Source organism: Bradyrhizobium sp. CCBAU 51765 (genome assembly GCF_015291725.1).
In the GTDB taxonomy this organism is placed as follows: Bacteria; Pseudomonadota; Alphaproteobacteria; order Rhizobiales; family Xanthobacteraceae; genus Bradyrhizobium; species Bradyrhizobium liaoningense.
This window is the reverse complement of record NZ_CP030038.1, coordinates 5181513-5207251: the sequence shown is the minus strand read 5'-3', so window position 1 is coordinate 5207251 and position 25739 is coordinate 5181513. Positions and strand designations below refer to the sequence as shown.

The 25739-nt window shown below is 57.6% G+C and carries 24 protein-coding genes; 17 read left to right on the top strand and 7 right to left on the bottom strand.

From position 1 onward, the window contains the following. Positions 1 to 19 precede the first annotated feature (19 nt). The gene (locus XH96_RS24890; RefSeq protein WP_194388084.1) at positions 20 to 925 is read right to left on the bottom strand and encodes a glycosyltransferase family 2 protein; all 906 of its coding nucleotides are present in this window, start codon (positions 923 to 925) and stop codon (positions 20 to 22) included. Between the two features lie 189 nt (positions 926 to 1114). On the opposite strand from XH96_RS24890, the gene XH96_RS24885 reads away from it, so the two are divergent. The 5 genes from XH96_RS24885 (at position 1115) to XH96_RS24865 (ending at position 6768) form a co-directional block, all read left to right on the top strand. Beyond that, on the top strand, positions 1115 to 1909 hold the full coding sequence (locus XH96_RS24885; protein WP_194388083.1) for a WecB/TagA/CpsF family glycosyltransferase: 795 nt from the start codon (positions 1115 to 1117) through the stop codon (positions 1907 to 1909). Positions 1910 to 1912: 3 nt separating this feature from the next. After that, positions 1913 to 3037 carry a non-hydrolyzing UDP-N-acetylglucosamine 2-epimerase gene (gene wecB / locus XH96_RS24880; protein WP_194388082.1) on the top strand — a complete coding sequence of 375 codons (1125 nt, stop codon included), beginning with the start codon at positions 1913 to 1915 and terminating at the stop codon, positions 3035 to 3037. Next, complete coding sequence (gene wecC / locus XH96_RS24875; protein ID WP_194388081.1) at positions 3030 to 4292, top strand: UDP-N-acetyl-D-mannosamine dehydrogenase; 1263 nt, start codon at positions 3030 to 3032, stop codon at positions 4290 to 4292. Before wecB ends, wecC begins: the two co-directional genes overlap by 8 nt. Positions 4293 to 4525: 233 nt before the next feature. Beyond that, complete coding sequence (locus XH96_RS24870) at positions 4526 to 5527, top strand: NAD-dependent epimerase/dehydratase family protein (protein ID WP_194388080.1); 1002 nt, start codon at positions 4526 to 4528, stop codon at positions 5525 to 5527. Between the two features lie 188 nt (positions 5528 to 5715). Then, positions 5716 to 6768 (top strand): NAD(P)-dependent oxidoreductase, encoded by a 1053-nt coding sequence (locus XH96_RS24865; RefSeq protein ID WP_194388079.1) that lies wholly within the window; start codon positions 5716 to 5718, stop codon positions 6766 to 6768. A 248-nt stretch (positions 6769 to 7016) separates the two neighbouring features. Here the strand turns inward: XH96_RS24865 and XH96_RS24860 are convergent, their stop codons facing one another. The 3 genes from XH96_RS24860 to rfbC are packed head-to-tail and all read right to left on the bottom strand — an operon-like array spanning position 7017 to position 9297. After that, positions 7017 to 7307, bottom strand: coding sequence for a hypothetical protein (locus XH96_RS24860; RefSeq protein ID WP_194388078.1), 291 nt, complete (start codon positions 7305 to 7307; stop codon positions 7017 to 7019). A gap of 8 nt (positions 7308 to 7315) precedes the next feature. Then, positions 7316 to 8719: an NAD(P)H-dependent oxidoreductase gene (locus XH96_RS24855; protein ID WP_246789735.1), complete on the bottom strand. Its 1404-nt coding sequence runs from the start codon at positions 8717 to 8719 to the stop codon at positions 7316 to 7318. Further along, a complete protein-coding gene (rfbC, locus tag XH96_RS24850) occupies positions 8719 to 9297 on the bottom strand; it encodes a dTDP-4-dehydrorhamnose 3,5-epimerase (protein WP_194388077.1) in 579 nt (192 codons plus the stop codon). The genes XH96_RS24855 and rfbC overlap by 1 nt, the downstream gene beginning before the upstream one ends. Positions 9298 to 9539: 242 nt before the next feature. On the opposite strand from rfbC, the gene XH96_RS24845 reads away from it, so the two are divergent. The 5 genes from XH96_RS24845 to XH96_RS24825 all read left to right on the top strand — a co-directional run bounded on the left by XH96_RS24845 (position 9540) and on the right by XH96_RS24825 (position 14880). Next, the gene (locus XH96_RS24845; protein ID WP_194388076.1) at positions 9540 to 10337 is read left to right on the top strand and encodes a sugar phosphate nucleotidyltransferase; all 798 of its coding nucleotides are present in this window, start codon (positions 9540 to 9542) and stop codon (positions 10335 to 10337) included. Next, positions 10334 to 10987 (top strand): PIG-L deacetylase family protein, encoded by a 654-nt coding sequence (locus XH96_RS24840; RefSeq protein WP_194388075.1) that lies wholly within the window; start codon positions 10334 to 10336, stop codon positions 10985 to 10987. The genes XH96_RS24845 and XH96_RS24840 overlap by 4 nt, the downstream gene beginning before the upstream one ends. 65 nt (positions 10988 to 11052) lie before the next feature. Beyond that, positions 11053 to 12576, top strand: coding sequence for a lipopolysaccharide biosynthesis protein (locus XH96_RS24835; RefSeq protein WP_194388074.1), 1524 nt, complete (start codon positions 11053 to 11055; stop codon positions 12574 to 12576). Beyond that, positions 12573 to 13733 (top strand): hypothetical protein, encoded by a 1161-nt coding sequence (locus tag XH96_RS24830; RefSeq protein ID WP_194388073.1) that lies wholly within the window; start codon positions 12573 to 12575, stop codon positions 13731 to 13733. The genes XH96_RS24835 and XH96_RS24830 overlap by 4 nt, the downstream gene beginning before the upstream one ends. A gap of 28 nt (positions 13734 to 13761) precedes the next feature. Continuing rightward, positions 13762 to 14880 (top strand): glycosyltransferase family 2 protein, encoded by a 1119-nt coding sequence (locus tag XH96_RS24825; RefSeq protein WP_194388072.1) that lies wholly within the window; start codon positions 13762 to 13764, stop codon positions 14878 to 14880. A 25-nt stretch (positions 14881 to 14905) separates the two neighbouring features. On the opposite strand, the gene XH96_RS24820 is transcribed toward XH96_RS24825, so the two are convergent. Together XH96_RS24820 and XH96_RS24815 are read right to left on the bottom strand one after the other, a co-directional pair. Next, positions 14906 to 15982, bottom strand: a complete 1077-nt coding sequence (locus tag XH96_RS24820) for a hypothetical protein (RefSeq protein WP_194388071.1) — start codon at positions 15980 to 15982, stop codon at positions 14906 to 14908. Between the two features lie 33 nt (positions 15983 to 16015). Beyond that, positions 16016 to 17254 carry an O-antigen ligase gene (locus XH96_RS24815; protein WP_194388070.1) on the bottom strand — a complete coding sequence of 413 codons (1239 nt, stop codon included), beginning with the start codon at positions 17252 to 17254 and terminating at the stop codon, positions 16016 to 16018. Between the two features lie 269 nt (positions 17255 to 17523). On the opposite strand from XH96_RS24815, the gene XH96_RS24810 reads away from it, so the two are divergent. The 7 genes from XH96_RS24810 to XH96_RS24780 all read left to right on the top strand — a co-directional run bounded on the left by XH96_RS24810 (position 17524) and on the right by XH96_RS24780 (position 24334). Further along, positions 17524 to 18318, top strand: coding sequence for a hypothetical protein (locus XH96_RS24810; protein WP_194388069.1), 795 nt, complete (start codon positions 17524 to 17526; stop codon positions 18316 to 18318). Continuing rightward, entirely contained in the window at positions 18315 to 19364 is a 1050-nt protein-coding gene (locus tag XH96_RS24805) for a glycosyltransferase family 2 protein (protein WP_194388068.1), read from the top strand. Before XH96_RS24810 ends, XH96_RS24805 begins: the two co-directional genes overlap by 4 nt. Before the next feature lie 111 nt (positions 19365 to 19475). Further along, complete coding sequence (locus XH96_RS24800; protein WP_194388067.1) at positions 19476 to 20444, top strand: bifunctional 2-polyprenyl-6-hydroxyphenol methylase/3-demethylubiquinol 3-O-methyltransferase UbiG; 969 nt, start codon at positions 19476 to 19478, stop codon at positions 20442 to 20444. A gap of 103 nt (positions 20445 to 20547) precedes the next feature. Next, entirely contained in the window at positions 20548 to 21303 is a 756-nt protein-coding gene (locus XH96_RS24795) for a class I SAM-dependent methyltransferase (protein ID WP_246789734.1), read from the top strand. Between the two features lie 16 nt (positions 21304 to 21319). Next, positions 21320 to 22135: an FkbM family methyltransferase gene (locus tag XH96_RS24790; RefSeq protein WP_194388066.1), complete on the top strand. Its 816-nt coding sequence runs from the start codon at positions 21320 to 21322 to the stop codon at positions 22133 to 22135. A 23-nt stretch (positions 22136 to 22158) separates the two neighbouring features. Continuing rightward, on the top strand, positions 22159 to 23307 hold the full coding sequence (locus XH96_RS24785) for a glycosyltransferase family 4 protein (RefSeq protein WP_194388065.1): 1149 nt from the start codon (positions 22159 to 22161) through the stop codon (positions 23305 to 23307). After that, on the top strand, positions 23297 to 24334 hold the full coding sequence (locus tag XH96_RS24780; protein ID WP_194388064.1) for a glycosyltransferase family 2 protein: 1038 nt from the start codon (positions 23297 to 23299) through the stop codon (positions 24332 to 24334). The genes XH96_RS24785 and XH96_RS24780 overlap by 11 nt, the downstream gene beginning before the upstream one ends. Positions 24335 to 24588: 254 nt before the next feature. Here the strand turns inward: XH96_RS24780 and XH96_RS39220 are convergent, their stop codons facing one another. Then, on the bottom strand, positions 24589 to 25101 hold the full coding sequence (locus tag XH96_RS39220; protein WP_246790182.1) for a phosphatase PAP2 family protein: 513 nt from the start codon (positions 25099 to 25101) through the stop codon (positions 24589 to 24591). Positions 25102 to 25739 lie beyond the last annotated feature (638 nt).

The window sequence follows — 25739 nt, the reverse complement described above, 5'->3', positions numbered from 1 at the left end:
GTGGGCACAAACGCTTGTGCTAGCGGTTCCAGGCGACGGTTCGCCGATCGCGCAACAGCGACAGCATTGTTATGACGCGATGCATTCTTACGGCAAACATGACTGCGATAGCTTTGGTGCGGGCTCCGACGCCGTAGAGCCGGTCACTCGTAAGGATCGTGATGATGCCCGGAGCGGGCGAGGCCAAGACGAGTAGGGCCTGCGCAATCCAGCGTAATCTCCATGCCGGCGTACCGTCTGCCATGTTGCGGTAGTGCAGAAGTTGCCGGTCCCACTTGACATAGAGCTCCCGGAGAGAGCTCCTGGCCGGGTGGAAGACGATCATTTCCGGGATATATTGAAATCGAAGCCCGGCACGCTGCGCGCGTTGTCCCCACTCCATATCCTCTGCCACGTCGATCCCTGCGAACGGACCGACGGAATGGAAATCCCGACGAAACATCGCCATGTTGCCGGTGCCGCAATAGCCGTCGCGCTCGATATAGAGCTTGAAGCGATAGGCGAAGACGCTCTCATAGGCCGCGATGGCGTCCAGGTGTGGCTTTGCGTCCCGCCAGATGCGGACGTCTCCACCGAGCACTGTTCCCGACGGGAGCGAATGCAGTGAGCGCCATACGCTGCTCAGCCAATCCGGATGTGCTCTGCAATCGGCGTCGATGAAGGCGAGCACCTCGCCGCTTCCAGCAGCAACTCCGGTGTTGCGCGCCGGGCCCGGCCCGGGCCGCGCTTCGCACAACAGCCGTACGCCCGGATATTGAGCGACGACGTCGGTCGGCAAGGTTACGGAGCCGTTGTCAACGACAACGATCTCGAACCAATCCCGGGGAATGCTCTGCGCATCGAGACTCGACAGGCAAGTCTTCAGGGCGCCGGGTTGATTTAAATGTGGAACGACGACTGAGATCCTTTTGCGTTTAATCGTCATTTAATGCTCTCCGCCGTCGGTGGTTGCATTTCGGCGGTTGGCGCGCGCCGTCTGCCCGGTATTTAAGTTACGATATAATATCAATATAACTTGCAAATAAAACCGCGAGCATTATTATCTAGATATTATTTAGGTTCAATTGGAAGGCGATATTTCGCTGAAAGCGAATTTTGGCCGGGGGAGGAACCCATGCGTGCCTACTTTCTAGGGTGCCCCATCGATATCTTGACCATGGCGGAAACCGTCGACCTCGCGCGTAAGGCCATGCGAAACCGTCAACGTCTGCAGCATGTGGCCCTCAATGTCGCGAAGCTCGTCAACATGCGCTCCGATCCGGTGCTTGCCGCCGATGTCGCCAGTAGCGACATCGTCGGAATCGACGGCATGGGTATCCTTTGGGGAGCGCGGGCGCTCGGTCTCCCGGCGACGTCGCGAGTGACCGGCGTGGATCTACTCAGCGAGTTGCTCAAAGTGTGCGCGCAAGAGGGCCTCCGACCGTATTTTCTTGGAGCCACATCCGCCGTCGTGCAACAGGCGGCGCAGCGTGTCCGGGACGAGCATCCCTCGCTGGTCTTTGCCGGGATCAAGCACGGGTATTTTTCCAGCGAGCAGGAGAACGAGGTCGTCCGCGATATTCGGTCCAGTGGCGCCGATTGCCTGTTCATCGGCATGCCCACGCCGCGGAAGGAGCGCTTTCTTGCGGCTCACCGCGACGAGCTCGGCGTCCCGTTCATCATGGGCGTGGGTGGCGGGTTTGACGTTCTCGCGGGCTCGGTTCTGCGAGCTCCCATTCACATGCAGCAATTCGGCCTCGAATGGCTGTATCGCATCTATCAGGAGCCCAGACGGATGTGGTGGCGGTATGCCAGGACGAACACGCTGTTTGCGGGAATCTTGACGCAGGCCTTCGCGCGGCAGGCGTTTCGACGGGCGCCCCGCATGTACAGTGTGCTGCCCCCCGGGGCAGGCCGGATCGGAGGGTGAGACGTGCGGAAGCATTTTCTCATCCTGTTGGGAACCAGGCCTGAAGCGATCAAGCTGTTTCCGGTGATCAACCGGCTCAAGGCGGAAGCGAACAAGGGCATCGCCCTCACGGTCTGCGCGACGGCGCAGCACAGGGAGCTGCTCGACCAGGTCCTAAAGGTGGCCAAGGTGGTCCCGGATTTCGATCTCGACGTCATGACGGTGAATCAGACGCTCGATAATCTGACCGGCCGGCTATTAGCGCAGATCGGAGAAGTTCTAGAGAGGGTGAAGCCCACCAGAGTGATTGTCCAGGGTGACACTGCGACGGCCATGGCAGGTGCACTGGCGTCGTACTATCACCGCATTCCGGTCTCGCACGTCGAGGCGGGACTGCGAAGTGGAGATATCTTCGCGCCCTGGCCGGAGGAGGTGAACCGCAAGATTGTCGGTTCGATCGCCGATCAGCATTTCGCGCCGACCGAGCGGGCGGCGAGAGCGCTGCGGGCGGAGAACGTCTCCAAGGATCGCATTCACGTTACCGGAAATACTGTCGTCGACGCGCTAATCCTCGCGAAGGCCATGGTCGAGGCCGATCCGCAGCTCTCGTCCCGATGGGACGGAATCAAGAAGCGCCACGGCAACCGCCGCATCATCCTGGTCACTTGCCATCGCCGCGAGAATTTCGGCGGGGGAGTTTTCAACGTCGTCAATGCACTTGAGACGATCCTGAGCAGGGAGGACGTTGCCGTCGTACTTCCGGTTCATCCGAACCCGAACGTTCGCGACGTGTTTGCGAGCCGGCTCGCCGATCATCCGCGCGTCGCACTCATTTCGCCCCAGGAGTACACCGATTTCGTCAGCCTGCTGTCGCTGTCGTATCTGGTGCTGACCGACTCGGGAGGCGTGCAAGAGGAGGCGCCGACGTTCGGAAAGCCCGTCCTCGTGATGCGCGAGACGACGGAGCGTCCAGAGGGCGTCGAAGCCGGGACCGCACGATTGGTCGGAGCGAACTACGACAGGATCGTCCACGAAACATTTCGTCTTCTTGATGATGATGAGACCTATTCGGCTATGGCTCGCTCCCACAATCCCTTCGGCGACGGGCGGGCGAGCGAGCGGATCGTGAAGGTGCTTCTTGATGCCTGAATTCCAGAAAGTTACCGTCGTCGGACTTGGCTACATCGGTTTGCCGACGGCCGCGCTGATAGCCAGCCGCGGCCTCCAGGTGGTCGGGGTAGACACAAAGGACTATGTGGTCAGGACGGTCGGCTCGGGAGCCATTCACATTTCAGAGCCAGACCTCGATGGTCTCGTTTCCAAAGTGGTGTCGAGCGGGGCGTTGACGACATCAAGTGAACCGCAACCCGCCGACGTCTTCATCATCGCGGTGCCCACACCGATCGACGAAAGCAATCGTCCGGATCTGTCGAACGTGAATGCCGCGGTCGAGACCATACTGAATCTGCTTCAACCGGGTAACCTCGTCATTCTCGAATCGACCTCGCCGATCGGAACCACTGAAGGAATCGCCAGGCGGATCAGCGAACACAGGCCCGATCTGAGAATTGGTGTCAACGGTCATGAGGATGGTGCCGTCTACGTCGCTTATTGTCCGGAGCGCGTATTGCCCGGGCGGATCTTGAGTGAACTCATCAACAATGACCGATGCATCGGGGGAGTGACCCCTGCCTGCACTCGTCGGGCTCAGCGCTTCTACAAGATGTTCGTTCGGGGGGCTTGCGTTGCAACCACTGCGCGCACGGCCGAGTTGGTCAAGCTCACGGAGAACGCGTTCCGGGACACCAACATTGCATTTGCCAATGAGCTCTCATTGATCTGCGACAGGTTCGACATCAATGTCTGGGAGGTCATCGATATCGCCAACCGTCATCCACGCGTGACCGTGTTGCGTCCGGGACCAGGTGTGGGCGGTCATTGCATCGCCGTCGATCCGTGGTTCATTATCGACTCGGCGCCGGACCTGGCGCGTCTCATGCGGGCGAGCCGCGAGGTCAACATTGCAAAGACGGAAAGCATTATTGAGCGCGCCGAGGCCCTGATCGACGATCATCCATACGCCAGCGTGGCTTGCTGCGGGCTGACATTCAAAGCTAATGTCGACGATCTGCGCGAAAGCCCTGCGATGGAGATCGCACTGCATCTCGCGAAGAAGTACGGGGAGCGTATCAAGTTCGTCGAGCCGAATCTAAGGCGGTTGCCGCCGGAACTTGCGGACTACCGGCGCGGCTTCTTGAACATAGACGAAGCGCTGCGCACGTGCGAGATCGCCCTTCTCCTGGTCGATCACGACGAATTCAAGATGGTTCCGCTGGCCGAACGCCGACATCTCGACGTCATCGACACTCGGGGTATATGGCAAGATATGCCTGCGCGGACGTGAAGCTGCCGGACCCTTTGGAAGCGGGGTTGCCGATTTGATACCTTTCTTGGACTTGAAGGTGAAAACCCAGACGGTGGGAGCGCAAATCGACGTTGCGACCGCGCGTGCCATCCGGGACGAGCAGTCTGCATCGGAGCCTGAAGCAGGCGCTTTCGAGCAGCGCTCTGCGATCGCGGCATTTCAGGACGTGATGCCTCGATATGGCCGATCAGCCTAGAACCGGGAGAGCGGTCATGATGGATCTCAAGGGCAAGCGCGTTCTCGTTACCGGAGGTGCCGGATTCATCGGGTCGCATATCGTCGACTTGTTGTGCGACGAAGGCTGCATCGAGATCGTCGCGCTCGACAATATGATGACCGGCCGACCGGAGAATCTCAGGAAGTCGCTCAATCGAGGACCGGTGCGATTGGTCCGTGGCGACTTGCGCGACATCAGGTTGGTGGAAGCTCTGGTAAAGGGGGCCAACATCATCTTTCACCACGCCGCACCGTGCAGTGACCATTGTTTGGCCGAACCGCGTCTTGCCATGGAAGTCATGGTGAACGGCACCTTCGAACTGCTCGAACTTTGCGTGAAGTATGACGTCGAGAAGTTCGTCGCCGCGTCTTCGGCTTCGGTTTACGGCGCGGCGGAGGAATTTCCGACAACGGAGCATCAGAGCCCCTACGGAAACCGTACGGTCTGTGGAACAGCGAAGCTCTGCAATGAAGGCTTGCTCCGCGCCTATAACGATATGCACGGGCTCGACTATATCGCTTTGAGATACTTTGACGTGTATGGCAGCCGAATGGACGTACACGATCGATATGCCGAGATGTTGATCCGCTGGATAGAGCAAGTAGAGGCTGGAACGCCGCCGGTGATAGTTGCGCACGACCAGCAGACCCTGGACTTGGTTCATGTCCGCGACGCGGCACGCGCAACCATCCTTGCTGGGAAGGCAAAGGTCAGCGACGAGGTGTTCAACATTGGGAGCGGCATTGAAACAAGCCTTGTGCAGCTCGCTTCGGCCCTGGCTTCCGTGATGGGCCACGACGGCGTGCTCCCACACATCGCGCCTGAGCACTCGATCAACCCGGTCCCGCGCCGAGTGGCGTCGACAGGGAAAGCGGAACGTCTGTTGGGTTTCCAGGCCACAGTGCCGCTCGAGCTCGGACTGACGGAGTTCGTGAAGTGGTGGCGCTCCGAACGAGGGCATGCGACCACGCGGCAACGACAGGCTCTGGCTTCATGACTTCCCTTTCTGGGTCACAAGTTCCCGCGAAGAAGCCGAAGCTGTGCGAGCAGCCGTCCCGGCACCGCACCTTGAGTGCTCGAGGCGGTCCTTCGATAGGGCGAGGGGTCGGAATTGAGAGGACGCTGCCGAAACACGGCAGCCGGACAATGTTTCGTCCATGAAACTGAGTGCGATGGAGAATGGCAATGCGAGTTCTTGTAACAGGTCATCTTGGCTACATCGGCACGGTCTTGACGCCGTTGCTGGTGGGTGCCGGTCACGAGGTGACTGGAATGGACAGCGACATCTACTCGCGGTGTACATATGCCGCCGGCGGTAGCATTCTCGACGTCCCGATCATCCGGAAGGACGTCAGAGACGCGGAGGTTGCGGATCTCGTTGGCTTCGACGCAGTGCTGCATCTCGCCGCGCTCTCCAACGATCCGCTCGGCAATCTGAGGCCGGAACTGACGGATGAGATCAATCATCGCGCAAGCGTTCGGATGGCCTCGATTGCGAAACACGCCGGCGTAGGTCGATTTGTGTTTGCCTCGTCCTGCAGCAATTATGGAAAAGCCGGCGAGGAAATGATCGATGAGACAGCCGCGCTCAATCCGGTAACGGCCTACGGAGAATCCAAGGTTGCCTCCGAACGCGATATTTCGGCGTTGGCCGGTAACGGGTTCTGCCCGGTGTATCTGAGGCCGGCGACGGCATACGGAGTCTCGCCGCGACTGCGCTTCGACATTGTCCTGAACAACCTGGTCGCATGGGCGTTCACGACAGGACGAATTCACCTCAAATCGGATGGCTCGCCCTGGCGGCCGATTGTCCACATCGAGGACATTTCGCGAGCTTTCATTGCCGCACTGGAGGCGCCAGCCGAATCCGTTTTCAATGAGGCATTCAATGTCGGCCAGACTGCTCACAATTATCGAATTCGGGATCTAGCCGAGATCGTCGCGAGTGTGGTGCCGAATTCCACGGTGGAGTTTGCGAAGGATGCGAGCCCAGATGAGCGGTCCTACCGAGTGAGCTTCGAAAAGATCCGGCGCAAGCTGCCGGGATTCCAGCCGCGCTGGGACGCGCGAATGGGCGCCGAACAGCTCTACAGGGTCTATCGTTCGTCAAAGCTGACTTTGGAGGAGTTCGAAGGGCCACGATATCAACGAATCGGCCATCTTCGGAAGCTGCTGGCGGAGAGAATTCTCGGTGGCGATTTGCGCCACTCGAGATTGCAGCTTGCAGCGGTGTCGTGAGTGGCCAGGCTCCCTGGCGACGAAAAGCCGGTGAGCGGGAGGTCGGCGCGCTCATGCTGCGGTTGCGCCCTGCGGTCTCGCTGAGGCAGGCGCGCGCTGGCTGGCCGGATTCGGGCTGAGCTTCGGCAGGCGCGGCGGGCCCCGGAGCCCTGCGGCTCGCAACCGGCGACTTCGTGGCAGGAATTGTGAGCCGACTGACCTGCGCGCGCGCTCACAAACCCCCTGGTGCAAAATTCTGGCGCGCGCTCCTACTCGATCTCTGGGGCTGCTCCAGAGATGTTGCTGCTTTCATGCCCGAGCATACCTGCCACGATGATGGTCTCTGAACTCAGGTATCGGCACATTGAACTGGCCGGGATCGAGATGGGACGACGCGCCGTGGCTTGGATGCAGCCGCCGATCGCCTCAGGCGAGGGGGCGCAATGAACATTCATGGAGAGACCAGGTCGCTCAGGACCAACGGGTAGGGCGGGCGAGCGGATCTCCTCGCGGTGCGTATGCAGTCCCGCGTCGCACGGCTCGGCGAATGTGGTCATCATCCAGCTCTTCACACCGTGAGAGCGAACGAGGCGTCCCGGGTGATCCGTTGCTCAAGCCAGCTGTGTCCGTTGAAGTGCTTGTATTGTTCTGCGCGCAGCTTGTCGGCCAGGCGGCCCGGCGGCAGATCGACATCCGCGTAGGTGAGGACTGCATCCTTCTTGACTGCGTGCCGCAACCTGCAGCCCTCTACGAGACCTTCAGGCAGGTATTGCATCTGGCTCATTTCCTCGGAGTTCACGGCTTCGCCATAGGTCATGTACATTCCATAGTCGTCGAGGACCTCGCCCGCCTCCAAATCACGTTTCGCGACTGCACAGACCTCGACAACCGGACCGGCGATGGGAGGGGCGACCAGATCCTTGAAAAGAAACGCACGGGCAATCGAGTTCGGCACTTCGAAATGAACGAGGTGATATGGTGTGAAGAACGAATACAGGGGGCCTTCGCCCATCTTGTACAGGTTCAAATACTTCTGTTGCTTCGGATCTGTGTGCTCGGCCAGCACGTAGACCTTGGTCAGCGGTGTGCCAACGAGATAGTCGATGATTCCGCCCAGGGCGCGGACTTCGTCTATGTCGTAGAGTGTGCCGATCTTCATGACGTCGCCGCGATACTCCAGCCCGCGCGACATGCCGCGTGATCTCACCTTGAAGCCGGTGGCATTGGCCACGATCGTCTGCTCGAAGCTGATCTTGGATCCGTCGGCGAAACTGGTCACCATGGCCGGGTTCTGTCCCCATTGCTCGGCAAATCCCTTCTGCGTGGTGGGGTTGCGATACGGATCCTGTAGTCCCTTGATGTTGCCGACAACGCGCGGGATCAGGCCGAGCCCCTTTACCCATCGAACCAGGTTCATCTGCACGCCGGGCTCGTCGCCATCGCATGCGGACAGGGAGCCGCCGTACTTCTTTGCATAGACCTGCAGGATCGGTCCGATCGTAGCGTCGATCTCCGCGTTCATGAGGACGACGGTCTTCTGATGCTTGAAGGCCTCCAGCGCGACTTGGGCGCCGAGCTCAACCGATCCGGTCACGTCGACGATCACGTCGATCAGGTCCGATCTGGCGAGCAGGAACGCGTCCTCGGTGACCGCCGGAACGCCGGCGGCAATGGCTCTGTCGAGCCGCCCCTGGCTGTCCACGTCAACCACGCCGGTCTGGCCGGAATAGCCGAACACCTCATGCCCGCGCCGGGGCTTTCGGCTGTAGATGGCCACGACCCGCATTCCGGGAACACCGTTGTTTATCTGATTGGTGAGCCCTTGAGCCATGAAGCCCGAGCCGAGCAGGCCGACACGGATTGGCTTTCCGGCTGCATGACGAGCTTGCAGTGCGTGATCGACAAGTATCATCGTGGAGTCTTTCAACTGGAGGGGATCGGTAAACGGCTGCGAGCAGCGCGCTGTCGGCATCAACCTTCGATGCCGGCGAGCTCCATCCGCCCTTTCAGTTCGGATTCGACCTCGTTGAGTAAGCGAAAGCGCTGATCCTTCTCCGAAATCACGGAAACCGGAAGCGGCCAGGTCAACCCGAGCCTGGGATCATTGTACATCAGCCCGCTCTCCGCCTCGGGGGTATAGAACTCACCCACCTGGTAGCTGGTATCGGTGTTGTCGACGAGAGTCTGATAGCCGTGAGCAAATCGTTCCGGCACGTAGAGCGCCCGCTGGTTGAGCTCGTTCAGTTCGACAGCGACATGTTGCAGGTAGGTCGGGCTTTCCGGTCGCAGGTCGACGATGATGTCGAGGATCGTGCCCCGCGTGCAACGAACCAGTTTCGTCTCCGCGGCCGGCGGAAACTGGAAGTGCATGCCGCGTAGGGTTCCCCGCCGGACATTTGACGCGATATTCGCCTGCGCAATGATTGGATTGAGGCCGAGGGCCCTGAACTCTCTCTGGCAAAAAGCTCGCGCAAAGAAGCCGCGCGAATCCTCGCGCCGTTCAATATCGATAATGTAGGCTCCTTTAAGCTTGGTTTCGGTTATAATCACCCGGATTCCTCCATAATTGTGCGGCCGGCGTTCAAATATGATGCAATATCAATGATAATAGCGTACAAGAGAAAAATCTCAAAACGGCTTTCAAAAAGATATTGATTAATACTACTCGCAATATAAAATCTGCGCCATTGAATAGTTTGATTTATGCATTTAAATCGCGAGGCTCGTAATAGCCGCTTTAGGCGATCTGCGGCGACCGAAACGGTCGACCGGAAAGATGGGAAGCGCTGGCCATGAAGGTTGTCTTGTTCTGCGGGGGACTCGGAACCCGCATCCGGGAATACTCTGAAAGCATTCCGAAGCCCATGGTGCCCGTCGGCCAACACCCGATGCTGTGGCATGTCATGCAATACTATAGTCAGTATGGTCACCGCGATTTCGTATTGTGTCTCGGGTACAAGGCCAATGCGATCAAGGAGTATTTCCTGAACTCGGATCGTTGGGCTCACAGTGATTGCGTCGTTTCCAACTTCGGCAGGAAGGTTGAGGTCATCGGCGAGCAGCCGCCGGACTGGCAGGTGGCGCTGATCGACACCGGCATTTGGCGAAACATCGGTCAGCGTTTGATGGCGGTGCGCTCGCTCGTCGAGAACGAGGACATCTTTCTCGCGAACTACAGTGATGGTCTGACTGACGCGCCGTTGCCCGAAATCATCGAGCGGTTCAAGAGGAGCAAGATGGTCGGATGTTTTATCGCCGTGCATCCGCCGTTCAACTTTCACCTTGCTGAATTCAACGGCGGAGACACCGTCAAGCGTTTGCGCTCCAGTCAGCAGTCCGAGATCTGGATAAATGGGGGCTACTTCATCTTCCGGAAGGAGATCTTCGACTACATACGTGAGGGCGAGGAGCTTGTGCTTGAACCATTCAGTCGCCTGATCGAAGCCGGAAAGCTTATGGCTTACAAATACGAAGGTTTCTGGCGCGCGATGGATACGCTGCGGGACCGGCAGGTTCTTGAGGAGATGATTGAGCGGGGCGAAATGCCCTGGAAGGTGCTTCCCGAAGCGCGCGCGCAGGCGGCTTCATGAAGGCGTTTCAATTTGCCGCCTCTGGAGAGCGGCTCTCGATCCTTTGTCTCGGTGCGCACTCGGATGATATCGAAATAGGTGTTGGTGCGACAATTCTGAATCTGATTGCGCGTGGCGTGCGGCTTGACGTGCATTGGTGTGTACTTAGCGCGTCAGGTGAACGTGAGAGCGAGGCGAGGGCGTCGGCGACTGAATTCGTATGCGACGCCGCTCGTTCTCAAATTGAAGCAATGTCCTTTCGAGACGGTTTCTTTCCGGAACAGGGTGACGAGATCAAGAAGTGGTTCGAGTCGTTGAAGCGACGCGTCGAGCCGGATCTGATTTTGACGCATCGCGGAAATGATGCCCATCAGGATCATCGTCAGGTGTCACGTTTAACGTGGAATACATTCAGAGATCATTTGATTCTAGAATATGAGATCCCCAAGTGGGACGGAGACGTCGGTCAACCAAATTTGTATTCGGCTGTTTCAGCCCAAGCACTGGAGCGCAAGATCGACCTGCTGATGTCGCATTTTGGAAGTCAGCGTTCCAAGCAATGGTTCGATCCAGAGGTCTTCCGCGGTCTAGCGCGGCTGCGGGGCATGGAATGTCGAGCGCCGGAAAAATACGCCGAAGCATTTGTGGCGAATAAACTCGTACTGTCATGACAAGCCGTTGGAGGAAGCGTGCCCAAAGGTGAGCCGATGCCGAATTCTCTTCTACGGGGATTGGAATGGACAATCTCAAGGGGATGATAATTCGCGGCGGCGTGGTGCGGCTTGGCGGCCAGGCGGCGAATTTCGCTCTTCGGCTTAGTGTCATGGCCGCCCTCGCGCGTCTACTGGACCCGCAGGATTTCGGATTGGTTGCGATGACAACCGCCGTCAGCGGAGTTTTTCAACTCTTCGCAGCGGCAGGATTGTCGTCGGCCACAGTCCAGCAAGAGACCGTCACCAACGAGCAGATGTCGACATTGTTCTGGGTCAATCTAGCGATCGGAATGATGCTTGCGCTCCTTTGCGCGGCAACCGCGCCTGCTCTCGTGGCGTTCTACCATGAGCCTCGACTGTTCTGGCTGACCGTCGTAGCAGGCTTGGGATTTTTCCTGAGCGCAGTAGCGGTGCAGCACTCAGCGCTGCTTCAGCGTCAACTGCGGTACACAACGTTGACGATCATTGAAGTGCTCTCACAGATGGTGAGCTTTGCTGCCGGAGTCGCCATGGCCTTTGGCGGCTTGGCATATTGGGCCATCCTGGGAATGACGCTGATTTCGACCGTTGTTTACACCGTGTGCGTATGGGTGGCCACGGGGTGGATTCCTGGCCCACCACGCCGGACCGCCGGAGTCCGCGGCATGTTGAGCTTTGGTGGGATAGTTACCCTGAATTCTCTCGTGGTGTACATCGCCTACAACTTCGAGAAGTTGCTTCTTGGCCGGTACTGGGGAGCCGATGCTCTCGGAATTTACGAACGAGGATATCGGCTTGTCAACCTGCCGACGGCAGAGCTCAACGCAGCGATTGGAGGCGTCGCGTTTTCGGGATTGTCGCGGATTCAGAACGATTTGCCTCGACTGAAGAGCTACTTCCTGAAGGGCTATACCATCGTCCTGTCGATGACGCTGCCCATTACGGTCTTCTGTGCGGTGTTCGTGGATGACATCGTCGAGGTCGTACTCGGGCCGAAGTGGAGAGATACGGTGGTCATTTTCCGCATGTTGACGCCGACGATCTTGGTATTCGGCATTATCAATCCCCTTGCGTGGCTGTTGTATTCGGCAGGCCTACAGGTACGAAGTCTGAAGATTGCCCTAGTGATCGCTCCGCTGGTCATTGTGGCCTACCTCATCGGATTGCCCTATGGGCCGACCGGTGTCGCGTTCGCGTATTCTGCCGCGATGATATTGTGGCTCATCCCCCACGTTCTCTGGTGTTTGCATGGAACGGTGATTTCTCTGCGAGATCTACTTTTCGCAGCGGGCCGGCCATTGATCGCAAGTGCGGCGGCGGCGGCGGTAGCTCTCGGACTTCAAGTCTTTCTTGGCGGTTTAGAGTCGCATCTTTTGAGACTCCTTCTTGGAGGCTGCGTTATCGCCGCAATCTATCTCTGGATGCTGCTGTTTCTTATGGGACAGAAGACAGTCTACTTCGGCCTGTTCAAGGAACTGCAAGGCGCACTTTCCATGAAGACTCATGAAAAAGCGAGCGGGCTAGGTTCGAGATTGGACGACGGCCACCGCATTTGGAGGGCAAGATGACTAAGCTGCGAGCGGGCGACTGGGTAGAAGTGCGGACCAAGGAGGAGATCCTTAGCACGCTCGACAGCAGTGGCAGCTTCGAGGGGCTCCCGTTCATGCCGCAAATGTTCAAGTATTGCGGCAAGCGATTTAAGGTCTACAAGCGCTCCCACAAGACTTGTGACACCGTCACAAACACGGGTGGCAGATGGCTTCCGAATGGTATCCATCTTGATCTGAGATGCGACGGTGAGGCGTATGGTGGCTGCCAAGCTGCATGCCTCATTTTCTGGAAGGAGGCGTGGCTCAGGCCTATCAATGAAAGCGCAAGCGCTGTGGTGATTTCACCGGCGCATAGGGGCGAACGTGTCAGACAATTCGCGGATAAAGGCCGATGTACAGAGGAAGACGTCTTTCGGGGGACGCGTATCGGCGATAACGCCGCGGATGCAGAAATCCGATACTCTTGCCAGGCAACCGAATTGCCCCGCTTTACGACGTTGGCTCGATGGTGGGATGTCAGGCAATACGTGGAGGATTACACCTCGGGGAACGCCAGCCTTGGGCGGATCGCACGCGGATTCGTATACCTGGCCTACTGGCATCTCGCGCTCGCCAAGAGAGCACGACTGGGTCACGTGTCTCGTTTGGCTTACGATCTTTTCCAGGAGTTGCGGGGCGGCATTCCGTTTCCGAGGTGGAAGGGAAAAATACCACATCGGCATGAGACTCCCAGCGTCACCTTGAACCTGCAGCCTGGTGAATTGGTGCGGGTGAAGAATTACAAGGAAATTCTCGCGACCCTCGACGCTGAAAACATAAATCGAGGCATGGCCTTTGATGCAGAGCTGGTCCCGTATTGCGGCGGCCTCTACAAGGTCAAGACACAGATAACGAGATTCATCGATGAGAAGACCGGAAAGATGAGATCACTCAAGACGCCGGCTGTGATCCTGGAGGACGTTTGGTGCAGATCTCGATACAGCAATTGCAAAATGTTCTGCCCGAGGAGCATCTATTCCTGGTGGCGTGAAGCGTGGCTTGAAAGGGTCACTGACACAGTGCAAGAGCGCGGACTCGCGGCTGATGGTCGTTTAAAGGAGAGAGCGCGATTGGAGGTAGCTGACCGGTCCTATGCCGCTTCGGATGCCGGAAAAATAGGGGCGATGGAACATTGATGCCTCGACACTGATTGCGACCAGTGGGATGCCACAGGTTTTCGAGTTTGCCATGCGAGCTTCAGGCGAGATCGAGAAGTCAGCCCGTCCCGTCAGTCTGCAGCTGTCGGAAGACGCCATGGCGGGACCGGATCCCGCCTCGCGCTGGACCGGCCCGCTAGTGACCATTGCCATTCCCACATTCAATCGAGCTACGTGGTTGCTGGACTGTATTCGCCTGGTGCTAAGTCAATCGTATCCACATTTCGAAGTGCTGGTGTCGGACAACGCATCGACCGATGAAACCGCCCTGGTCCTGAGCCAATTCAATGACGAAAGACTGCGCGTCGTGCGCCAGCCGAAGAACATAGGGGCGACCGCAAACTGGAATGCTTGCGTGGCACAGGCGAGGGGTGACTATATCGTATTTGTTCCAGACGACGACAGAATTGCGCCCTGGCTGTTGGAGCGATGCATTTCGTTGATCCGAAGTGAGCCTGAAGTACCGATCGTGATGGCGTTGGGTGAGGCCCGGGTCGTCGCGTCGGGACGCAACCTGCCACCACGGGCTAGTCGAATTCTGACAACTGGAATCTGGGACGGCGTCGATGTCCTCGATGAATATCTGAAACGGCGCATCTTGGTGCAGGGCTGCACCACGATACTTCGTACCGAGAGACTCCGGGCTTGGGGAGGATTCCCGGCAGGATGGCCGTTCGCGAGTGATCTTGCACGGCATCTCCCATTGCTGCTGGAAGGCAAGGCAGGCTTTGTCAATGAATGTTGCGGCTCCTATTCCCTTCACGACGCCACGCAGACATCTCGTCTAGTGCTCGAGAGCCACCTTGAGGATCTCAGGAAGCTGGTTGATCTCATAACGGTCACCGCCGAGCACAGAATCGGGAATGAACGAAGGCGCCATCAGCTGCAATTGCGAGCCAGATATTTCCTGGCCCGTGAGGCCATCGGGATCATCGTCTCGTATCGCAAAAGGGGCGCTCGTCTTCGCGAACTACTTCCAGTGTTGAGGCAATGGGGGCGTCACCTAGTGGCCTTGCAGGCTCAGGACTCGTTCACCGTCATGCGCCTGGCCTGCTGGCTGCTTATTCCTGCACCAATCATTGGCGGGCTCCGCCGCCTCAAGAGGAAGCTCACCTCGAAAGCGTAGCGGCCAGATCGGATGATACGCGAAGTCACGGACGTGACGGTTTCGGCTTCGGGCTGGTAGAATCTTGGACGACCCGCCCCGTTACCATGTTTACATTGTTTTTGAAAACGGTCTTCGCGTAGCGGTCGTTCGGCCCGACTGCCGGATAATTAAAGCCGAACGCTCGTGTCGCATCAAAATAGTTGTTGTGCGTGGAGAATGTCCCGGACAGATTGGCGGCGTCGGTCCCCGGACCGGATACGGACATCCAGTAGGTGACGCTGCCGATCAGGATATTGTAGCCAAACTCGCCCAGCTTCGTGTTATCCGCAATGAACCCCTGAGTACTGCCGCCATTCTGGATCGCTGTGTTGTAAAGAATGCGGGTTGCTTCCACGGTTGGCCCGTAGACCTGCAGATAGTCGCCGTGTGTCCCTGGGCCGCGCATTCCGGCCTGTTCCAGTACGCTATATCGAATGACGATGTTGCCGCCGTCTCGGCCATGGCGGCCGATCAGGTCGGAATTGGAATTCTTCAGCCAGGAATATTCGATCGTGAGGCCGGGCCCTTCCATTTCGATCAGAAATTCGGCACGTCCGCCTCCGCTCAGGCCGTCAATGATGCAATTGACGATGCGTAGATCGGAGGAGGACGGCGCACCGCTGATGACACTATTCTGCGGGCCGCCCGGATTCAGACCATCGAATTTCGAGTTGATTAGATTGGTGTTTGCTGCCGTCGTCACAATGGACCAGCCGCCGAAATCATAGCCCTCGAGCGTAACATTGTCGCCTGTCACTGTGATGCTCTTCTGAGCCACGTCGAGCGAAACGCCTTCCATCGAGATCGTTGCCGGATCTTTGATGGGAGTATTCGTATAGCCAACGCAATAGTCCACACCCGCGACCTTCCACTCCGGACGGACTCTGTACTTCGTCAGGAGGGACGGATGCTGAATTATACAACTGGGCGCGGAGGATGAGCCATCATCGAAGGCTGATTTGTCGGTTGCGGCGCGCTCTGGCGGCCGCATGTCTCCGTACGGGACGCTTTGCGCCTGACTGGCGGCTATCGACCAAGGCAGCATGAACGCGAAGAGAGGTTCAATATAGCGGGCTATCATGTTGGAAGCGGGAGCCTTGCCCGGCGTGGTTCGTTACCTGGACGCATAGAATCCCCGAGCTGCCTGCCCGACGGTGGGGTCACGATCGATGCTTGCTATCCCCTGGCGATAGAGTGCGGGGTTCTCGACTACCGCGACGGATTCCTCCTTCAGCGATGCGCGGATGCCAATCCATATTCCCCAGAGTATCCAGCTGTTGTTCCAATAATGAACTGTCAATCCCACGAACATGAACATTGCGAGGCCCAATGTGAATGCCGTACGCATGTTGCTCATGTAAGCATCTTGGTAGTGCGGAATGCTGGCGGTCCGCTTGGTCGGAAGGAATGCCGCAATATTCGCCAGAAGAATTAATACGACTAATGGAATACCAAAGCGGAGCGCCAAGGTCAGCCAAACGCTGTCGACTGAGGCGTTGCCAAAGAAATCGTCGGGGGAGGCGTACGAGCCAAATCCGTACCCCACATAGGGAGAGAGATCGATGTAGTAGCCGGCGCTCTCCCAAGTCGCGACGCGGAAATATCCGGTAGCTGGGTCGAGCGTGAGATTTGCGACGATCCAAGAGATTGGTTTGTTGGCGACCAGAAATACGACGCCGAGGAGCGTGAAAAGGCTAGCCACCAAGGCGTGCCACCTCCAGCGGCACCCTAGCAGCAGCCGATCATAACAATAGACGGATAGCACAATCCCGAATGCCATCAGCGGGGCCGAAGACATTGCTAGTACACATCCAAAAAGGCACAACCCGCAATACAAGGTTCGACCAAGAAAGCTGCGTTCCGAGTACAGAAAAACAGCGCCGGCAACGGCGCAGAACGAGCCGAATAGGATCGCGTGAGGAAATGTTGAGGTCGCCCGCAGCAAGCCATAACGATATTCATACCCCGTGCTCTGCAAGCCCATAAGGGCTGCGACGACGTTGTGCTGGGTAAGATGCTCCAGGACCGCAACAGCAACGATCCCTGCGGTAACGGGCTTGAGGACTCGGACAAAAGCCTCCAATCCCCAGCGCCCAAAAAAGTAGGCGCGAGCTACGAGGTAGCCGCCGGAGAACTCAAGTACGAGAGCGGCCGCGGAAGACCACCCTTGATCCGTTTCCAGTACCGCCGCCAGCATCCAAGCCGACGCCGCGCATACGAAAAAATCCGACGCGCACAGCCATCGCCTTCTTTGAAACAGTTCGGTCAGGGCAGGAACGAGCAGCAAGAAGATTACAATCCGCGCGGGAATGAACTTGGCGCCCCCCACGTAAATCGTCATGTAGGAGGGCATGGCGCACCCGAGCAATATCAACCATGCCGCCCATCCGTTTGAACCTGTCGCGGTACTCCCTTCGAGCGTAACGGCCTGGGGTGGCGGTCCACTCTCCGTTAGGCCGGACCCACTGAGGCCGTAGGATGACATGTGTCCTCTCGATCCGAAAACATTAACTGGACTGGAATAAAGATATATTATTTAATGGCGGTTGCCAAATATTATATTGATAATGAATTGCGCTGCGATATATTTAATTCAGTTGGCCGCGCGACCGAAGGTGGGAAATGACCTGCTCGATAGAGGTTTATTGCGTTGCCAACGAGCAAGCGACACTTGCTCGAAATCTGAAGCGATCTCCGGAACTTGCGGACAACCGTATTGGGGTTTCCGTCATCTGGGGGGCCGCGGCTGCATCAGCGGCATACTCCCAGGCAATCGCCGCGGCCAGGTCGGATGTCGTCGTGTTCGCTCATCAGGACGTCTATTTTCCCGAGGGCTGGTTCATGGCACTGCGAGCAGCTTGCGAGAGATTGAATTCGATTGATCCGTCCTGGGCTGTCGCCGGCATTTGCGGCATGACTCCCGACGGAGAATTCGTCGGCCATTTGTGGGATTCCGGTCTGGGCACCGTATGCGGCGGCCGATTTGACCGACCCCGTCTTGCTGCGAGCCTCGACGAAGTCGTTTTGATCGTGCGCCGGGCCGCGGGCACCCTGTTCGATCCAAGCCTGCCGTCCTTCCACCTGTACGGAACGGACATCGTGCTCGAGGCAAAGCGGGCCGGCATGAAATCCTATGTGATCGACCTGCCGATTATCCACAATAGCAAGGCAACTCTTCGTCTCGATCCCTCCTACCTGGCTGCCTACCGTTTCATGATCCGGAAGTGGAGGGCACACCTCCCCTGGCCGACGGTGATCGTTCAGTTGAGCCGGAATCCCCTGCCGCTGCTGCTTCGCCGCTTCCGGCTGAGATACAGGGCCATGCTGAGCGCGCCCACGCTGAACCCCAAGTTCGAGTGTCCTGAAGCGAAGGCGAGGGAGCTCGGATTTGCACAAGCAAGCGAGGATGCCATTTGACCGATTGCCTGAGCGGTGCCGTGCAGGACAGTGCTGGCGGCAAGCAGCCTTCGATGACGATTGTGGTCTGCATCGAGTCAGGGATGCTGGAGCCACTTACGCTGCGCATGGTGGAGAGCCTTCGGCGCTTCGGCGGCCGCTTTGCAAACCTGGAAGTCATTGCCATCACGCCTCGGTCTACTCCGGCTCTCGCGCGAGAGACGCATCGCCGAATGAAGGAGCTTGGGATCAAGCATCTACGCGTCTTTCCCGACAATCCTTATGTCTGGCACCACTATATGAATAAGGCGGAGGCGATTGCTGCTGTCGAGAACTTGGTCACGACAGAGGCGATTGCGTGGATCGACAGTGATATCCTATTCTTGCGTGAGCCCAACGGTCTTGAACTGCCGCCTGGGGTAGATTTCCTCGCGAGTGCTCCGGATGCCGGGGTAATCGGGTCGAGGGGGGTAACCGATCTAAATGATCCGTTCTGGGAGCGGTCCGCTGCACTCATCGGAAGAGTTGCTGACGACCTTCCGTGGCTTCAGACGGGCGATGGACACCGGATTAGGTTCTACTGGAATGCCGGCCTCTACGTGTACCGGCGCACCACGCGGTTCGGCCGAGAATTTCTTGCCGATTTCAAGACGTTTCTTGATCGTCAAGTGGCCAGAACACACTCGCAAGTACACTTCATGGATCAGGTCGTTCTGGGCTTGACGGTGATCCGGCTTGGGCTGGCTTGGCAAGCACTGCCGGATGCAAGCAACTTTCCCCTGTGTAGCTATCTGCCGAGGAACTATGACGGGGCAAAGATGACGGGAGTGAGTGTACTTCACTTTCACGATTCCATGGAGCCGAAGCTCTGGAACAGGCTTCTCGAGACCCTCATACCTGGGCATCCGCAAATCCGTGAATGGCTCGAGCCTCAGGGTCCGGTCGCCGTGCCGTCTTCGATTTCATCCTCGCTCGCGCGTGAAGGTCTGCGAATGGTTCGAGGCGCACGCAGACGCGTCTACTATGCTCGGTCGGGTTTTATCAAGGCCTGGAGTCCGGCACGATGACGTCGACCCAGTGCGCAGAGTTGGAGTGTGAGAATTGTCAGTGGGCCGCGAGAACTACGTGACCTCGCAGAAGGGGCCACGTCGTGGTCCAGCGTCCAGAGGGAGAGAGTTGTGGGCATCGATATGACGGGCCTCCGTGCGCTCAGCTTCGCAAACCGAGTCTATAGATTCGATTTTCGGAACACGGTCACTCTCGGAAGACATGAGATCCATTTCTGGAAACAGGAATTTCACGCGGTTCGGAAGAATTCGAGCCTCGCGTATGATCAGTCGATTGCAGTGGGGCTCTACTGCGAGCCCCTCCTGCGCAAGCTTGGTGCCGAGAACATCGTCTCGGTTGACGCCTCAGCTTTCGAGGGTGCGTCGCTTGTACATGATTTCAATCTTCCGATACCGAGCGATATGAACGGGAAGTTCGATACGTTCCTCGACTTCGGGTCGATCGAGCACGTCTTTGATGTCGCACAGGTGGTCGACAACATAGTGAACCTGGTCAGGCCGGGCGGACACGTTCTCATAGCGACGAATGCAAACGGCTTTCCCGCGCACGGCCTTTACCAGTACTCGCCGGAATTCTTCTACAGTCTCTTCAGTAAACGAAATGGGTTCGAACATACCGGTGTCTTTCTGGTCAGGCAGTCCCGCCCGAAGAGGTGGCATCTGATTAAGCCGCCAGTGGCCCTCAACCGCAGGAACCAGATCCCCTTTGAAGAGCAGACGGTGCTGGTGGTATTCTCAAGAAAGGTCCGCAGCGTTTCCGACTTGAGCGTGCAACAGTCAGACTACGATGCGACGTGGACGAGCTTCGCGACCGGAAGCTGGGCCGCCTGGGATAGACAGAATATTCCGAGGTGGAAGCGCATGCTTCATGAGTTCATAGGTCCTTTCGCTTTTCGAAGCCTCTCGTATCACTTCAAATCGTCTCAGATCCGGCGAAAATACCGGGCCGATCATATTGTGATTGATCCGGATTCCGTGGACCCGAGCGACTTCGCGAGAATGATAGCGGACGCGGCGTTGCCGAAGCCGCTCTCAAGGAGCGAGCTGAATCAGGCGGATGGGGCAACGCAACTGCATTGACCAGCCAGGCAAGACACGCATTGCGCACTGGGCCAACGGCTGGAGTTCTGCGGGCGAAAGTGCGGCCGCTTTGGATAGACACGGCAACTGGAGGGTTTGGAAAATGCGGAGCCTCGAACATGCGGTCGAAAGCCTCCGTGCTCCTCCGCTGAGCGATATGAAGAGACAACGCGTCTCGGCGCCCGAAGCAGACATGAACTGCTACTTTCATCATGTGCGCGCCGAGATACGACCGTTGCTGCCGAAGGCCGCAACCAGCATCCTCGAGATTGGGGCCGCCTCCGGGCAGACGTTGCGCTGGATCAGAACGATCTATCCCGAAGCAGTGACGACCGGCGTCGAGATAAATGACGCGGTTGCAGAGGAACTTAGCCGCAATGCGGATGTGGCGGTCTTGGGCAGCATTGATGAATGCCTACCTCGGCTCAAGAAGTATGATCTCATACTCTTGCTCGACGTCCTCGAGCATCTTGTCGATGCGAAAACCGTCCTGCAGAACGTGCGAGGACTGCTCGAGCCTGGTGGTCATGTCGTGGTGTCGGTACCAAATGTCGCGCATCTCAGTGTTGCGATTCCGCTTCTGTTCAAGCGCCAGTTTGACTACCAGGATGCGGGTATTCTGGACCGCACCCATCTGAGGTTCTTTGTCGAGGATACCGCGATCGGGCTCATGAACTCCGCGGGCCTGAAGGTCTCCAAGGGACTGATTTCCGGAATGCAGGGCTACAAGGCAAAGACGCTCCATCGTCTTTCGTTCGGCCTGTTGAAGCACCATCTGGCGAAGCAGTACATCATGCTTGGAGAAGCCATTGATGGCGAGGAACCCCAGAAGTCACTTATCTGGAAGATCGCCAAATGAGGATAGCGAGAGCATTATGAATTTGAAGGCAGTAGCCCGCTATTTTTACGCCAACGTTCCTGGCGTTGCGGCAGTGAGGTTTGCTGTCAAGGACAGTGTTGCGCCGTACCTTTTCAAGCCGGAGTTTCGCGGCGTTGGATTGCTCTGCATCGGAAGCGCCTTGATAGTGGACGTGGGCGCGAACCGAGGCCAGAGCACGGCGGCATTCAAGAGACTTGCGCCAAAGTCCCGTATCATGGCCTTCGAGCCCGAACCGCGGTCAGCGAAGCGGCTCGCATTTCGCCATCGCCGAGATGACGCCGTGACCATTCTCGACTGCGCGCTTGGCTGCAGGTCCGAGGTTATCGACTTTTTTCTTCCAAGATACGGTCGATGGGAGTGCGACGGAATGGCCGCGACGTCCTACGAGGGGGCGACGGCATGGTTGAGGAATCCGGGACGGATGTACCGTTTTGACGAAAGGAAGCTATCTGTCCGGGAGCATCGGGTTACGTGCAAAGCTCTCGATTCTCTCGATCTGGCTCCGGCTCTGATCAAGCTTCATGCCCAGGGAGCGGAGCTGGATATCCTCAAGGGTGCGCAAGAAACATTACAACGGCAGAGACCCGCATTGATGTGTGCGTTTGCCTCGCCGGCGGTTACCGAATTCCTGGCTGATCTCGGCTATCGCCCCTACGTCTACGATCGGGGATGCTTTAGGTCGGGAACTGCACCGCTGTCCGTAACCTTCACTTGGTATCTCACAGAGGCGCACGTGAAAGCATCTAATCGAGCTGGATGCGGGATGTCGGCGTTTTGGAGAACCATGCGCCGGGGATGGTACCCGATCTAGACTGCCAGACTACAGAGGCCGCATTGAGTTTCTCGACGGGCGTTTTGATGCCATTGCCGCTTACAGGCAAAGGAGTGGGCTACACCTGCGGCTCCCTCGCAGAGGCTATGGTCGATCAGGATTTTGGCGTGACGATCGTCACTCCGCGCAGCCGATGGCCTCTGCCTCTGGTTGAAGTGATCGAGACGTTGCCCGCTTGGAAACGGTATTTCCCATATGGCTGGGTGAAGAGCAGCGCTTGGCGAAGCATGGAGGCTGCATTCCTCTCACACCTGGATCGCTCTCGATCGCGCAGGGTGGCTGCGTATCTCTGGCCCAGCGCCAGCATGGAATTGCTCCAGGAGTTGAGACGGCGTGACATCCCGGTATTTCGAGAGCAGTTCAATTGTCATACTAGGACCGCCAAGACAATTCTCGATGATGCATACGGCAGGATTGGTGTGGCGCCTATGCATGGGATCACCGACGCGACAGTTGATCGCGAAACCAAAATTCTGGAGGCGATGGACTACATATTCTGCCCGAATCAACCGGTCGAAAGTTCGTTGCTCGAGAACGGCGTGTCGAAAAGCAAATGTTTGGAAACAGCATATGGCTGGGACCCGGTTCGCTTTTCGGGAAAGAATCGGCTTCTTCCCTCGAATCATGAATTGACTGCGGTCTTCGTCGGGATCATTGGCGTACGAAAGGGAGCCCATTTAATCCTCGATTATTGGGCGAAAAGCGGGGTGAAGGGCAGGCTGGTGCTGGCTGGAAGAATGGAGCCGGTCATCAAGGAAAAATACAGCGACTTGCTCGCGCGGGATGACGTGACGGTGCTCGACTATGTCGAGGATGTGGGATCGCTTTATCGATCGGCGGACATCTTCGTCTTCCCATCCTTGGAGGAGGGAGGACCCCAAGTCACCTACGAGGCGTGCGGTTGCGGCCTACCGGTCATAACGACCAGCATGGGTGCGGGACGGATCGTCCGAAATGAACGTGAAGGCCTTGTGCTGGATCCGTATGACGCAGCTGGTTGGATCACTGCCATTCGGCGGCTGGCGGAGGATACTGAACTTCGACGACGAATGTCGGCTGCTGCGCTTGAGCATGCGGAGCGTTTCACGTGGACCGCGGTCGCTAGCAAGCGCCGCGAGCAAATGATAGGGCGTCTAGGCTATGGCATCTGATCGCGCCAAACTTGCGGTGCTCATCGTCTCCTATTGCAATCCGGATGATGTCGATCGCTGTTTGAAGTCGTTGGCTCATTCTGATTGGAAGGATTTCGAGGTCTTCGTCTGTGAGAACGGAGGGAAGGAGGCGTTCGAGCGGATGTTGGCGGTAGTTGCCGGTCCAGACCAAACGCTCCAGCAACTGCACGGCGGCTCGGATATTCTGGACCACGCGAGAGGAAGACTAGCCGTCGTCGAAAGATGTCGATTTCGGAGCCGGGCAAATATCGTTCGGCTTGGACTTGCGGTGGATAATCTGGGCTATGGCGGTGGTGTCAACGCCTGGCTCGAGCAATTCCTTGAGAGCCCGGGCTGGGATTCCGTGCTCGTTCTCAATCCTGACACCGAGGTGGACAGTCATTGCTTGTCTGAATTAGTGGCGAAGGCTGCCGCAGGATTTGGTATGGTCGGTGCGACCTTGGTGTTCGATCACGTGCCGGACAAGATTATCAATTACGGTCTGCATTGGTCTTCGACGACAGGCCGTGTCGTAGCAGTTGGCCGAAACGCTCCGGCGGGGAGGGCTCCGTCGCACGAGGAGATGTCCGAGATTGACGCAATCAGCGGTGCTTGCGTTCTGGTCACGCGCGACTTCGTTGAAGAGGTCGGTCTGATGACTGAGGACTATTTTCTCTACATGGAGGACCTGGACTGGGGGCGCCGTCGTGGCGAGCATCGGATAGGATTTGCAGAAAGAGCGATCGTGCGGCACGTTGGGGGCACGGCTATCGGCTCTGCCGTCGATCCGAAGAAACGCTCCTACCTGTCTGTGTATCTGTCTGCCCGCAATAGCATTGTCTACGCTCGCCGTGAGGCAGGATGGCGGTGGGGCCTCCATTTTGCTTTCGGTTTGTTGTACGCGATCAGATACGTCGCCATGGGGGCTCCAACCGCCGCAAAGATTACCGTCAGAGGATTGATTGACGGAGTGCTGGGAAAGACAGGAAAGCCGGACGCATCCCTGCAATTGCACGTGCTTGGCTAGGCGCTCCTGTGTACCAGCGTCTTCTGTTGCGCTGGCCATCGTATCTCCTGGGAATCCCGACCGAACGGGGAACGCGCGGCAGCGGCTGGGAGAGGTCCTTCGTCCTTAACGTCTCGCCGATCGCTTTCAGCCCGTCCATGAAAGATGGGAGGCAGGCCCGGCGCTGCGGGCTCGAGTCCGCAGTCCGGCCCGAGGGCACCGATGCAGGCTCGATATGACTGCGATCAAACTATCGGAGCTCCAAGCCAGTGCGGCTAGCCCAACAATCGTACAAGATCTTTTCCGAGTTTCTGTAGGCTAATGAACAACATGGACGCGTCACTCAAGAAGACGAACAGAAGTGCATGGACAATGTACATGTGATCCCGAAATCGAATCAGCGCGCGGTCGATTAGCGCTCGCGGGTATGGAATTACGTAAAAGAGTAAGACGCATGCCGGTCCTAAGACCAGGGAGCCGGCCACGTCGCTTGGATAGTGCCATCCGAAGATGACCCGCGGCGCTGCTATAATGACGGCGATCCAGAGAAAGCAAAACAGTCCGACCAATCGATTTTCTATGAGGATCAGTGTGGCTAGTGCAAAGAATAGTGTCGAGGTGTCGCTGGGGAACGAGTTTCTGCGGTCCCAATCCAAACTCCATCGCGGATCGGCTACATTCAAAGGAAGCGCTGGGTCCAGAAGCGGACGAATGTGAGTGGCAAAATGAAATTGTATCCAGACCGAGAGAACTGTCGCAAAGCAAACCGCAATAAGGCCTGTGAGCATCCGGCTGCGCCGTTCTCGGTCATCGCCGGCGAACCACAACGCGAGTATTGAGAAGAATATCGGTCCCCCCCTGAACAAGGAATTGTTGGCAAATTCCCATACATACAGCGAGTCAGTTGCAGCGGACGAGTTCAGCCTGAGAAGGAGATCCCGATCCCATACGCCGCTTACCGTCCCGCTGAATCTTACCGCAAGAAGCTGCAATCCGAAGATTGCGGCGGCGAGCGCAACTACTGATGCGAACAATGTGATCTTCGACAGCCTATCCCAGGGGGAGCGCGGGACCTCCGTCGGGACGATCGAGATCACAGATGACCTGGTCTGGTCCTTCGCAAGCTGCCGTTTCATCGTATAAACTCCGTGAGCCGGACATTATATTAACCCGCCAGATAAATAAATGTGGAAATAAACGTAATTAAATAAAACGATGGAACTCGCGTGTACGGTGGCTGAAAATGATCCACGGCGGCACGGCCACCGCCTGCACGCTCCGTTAACCAGTGAGGCCCCGACAAGGGCAGTCCCCAGTCTCTTCGGAGCACGACACGAGCAAGGCTGTCGCTGGCGCAGGGGCGCATTCAGAGGAAGTGAAGACGTCGGCAGAGAAGTGGTTAATTTCCGCGCCCCCGACGCGGATA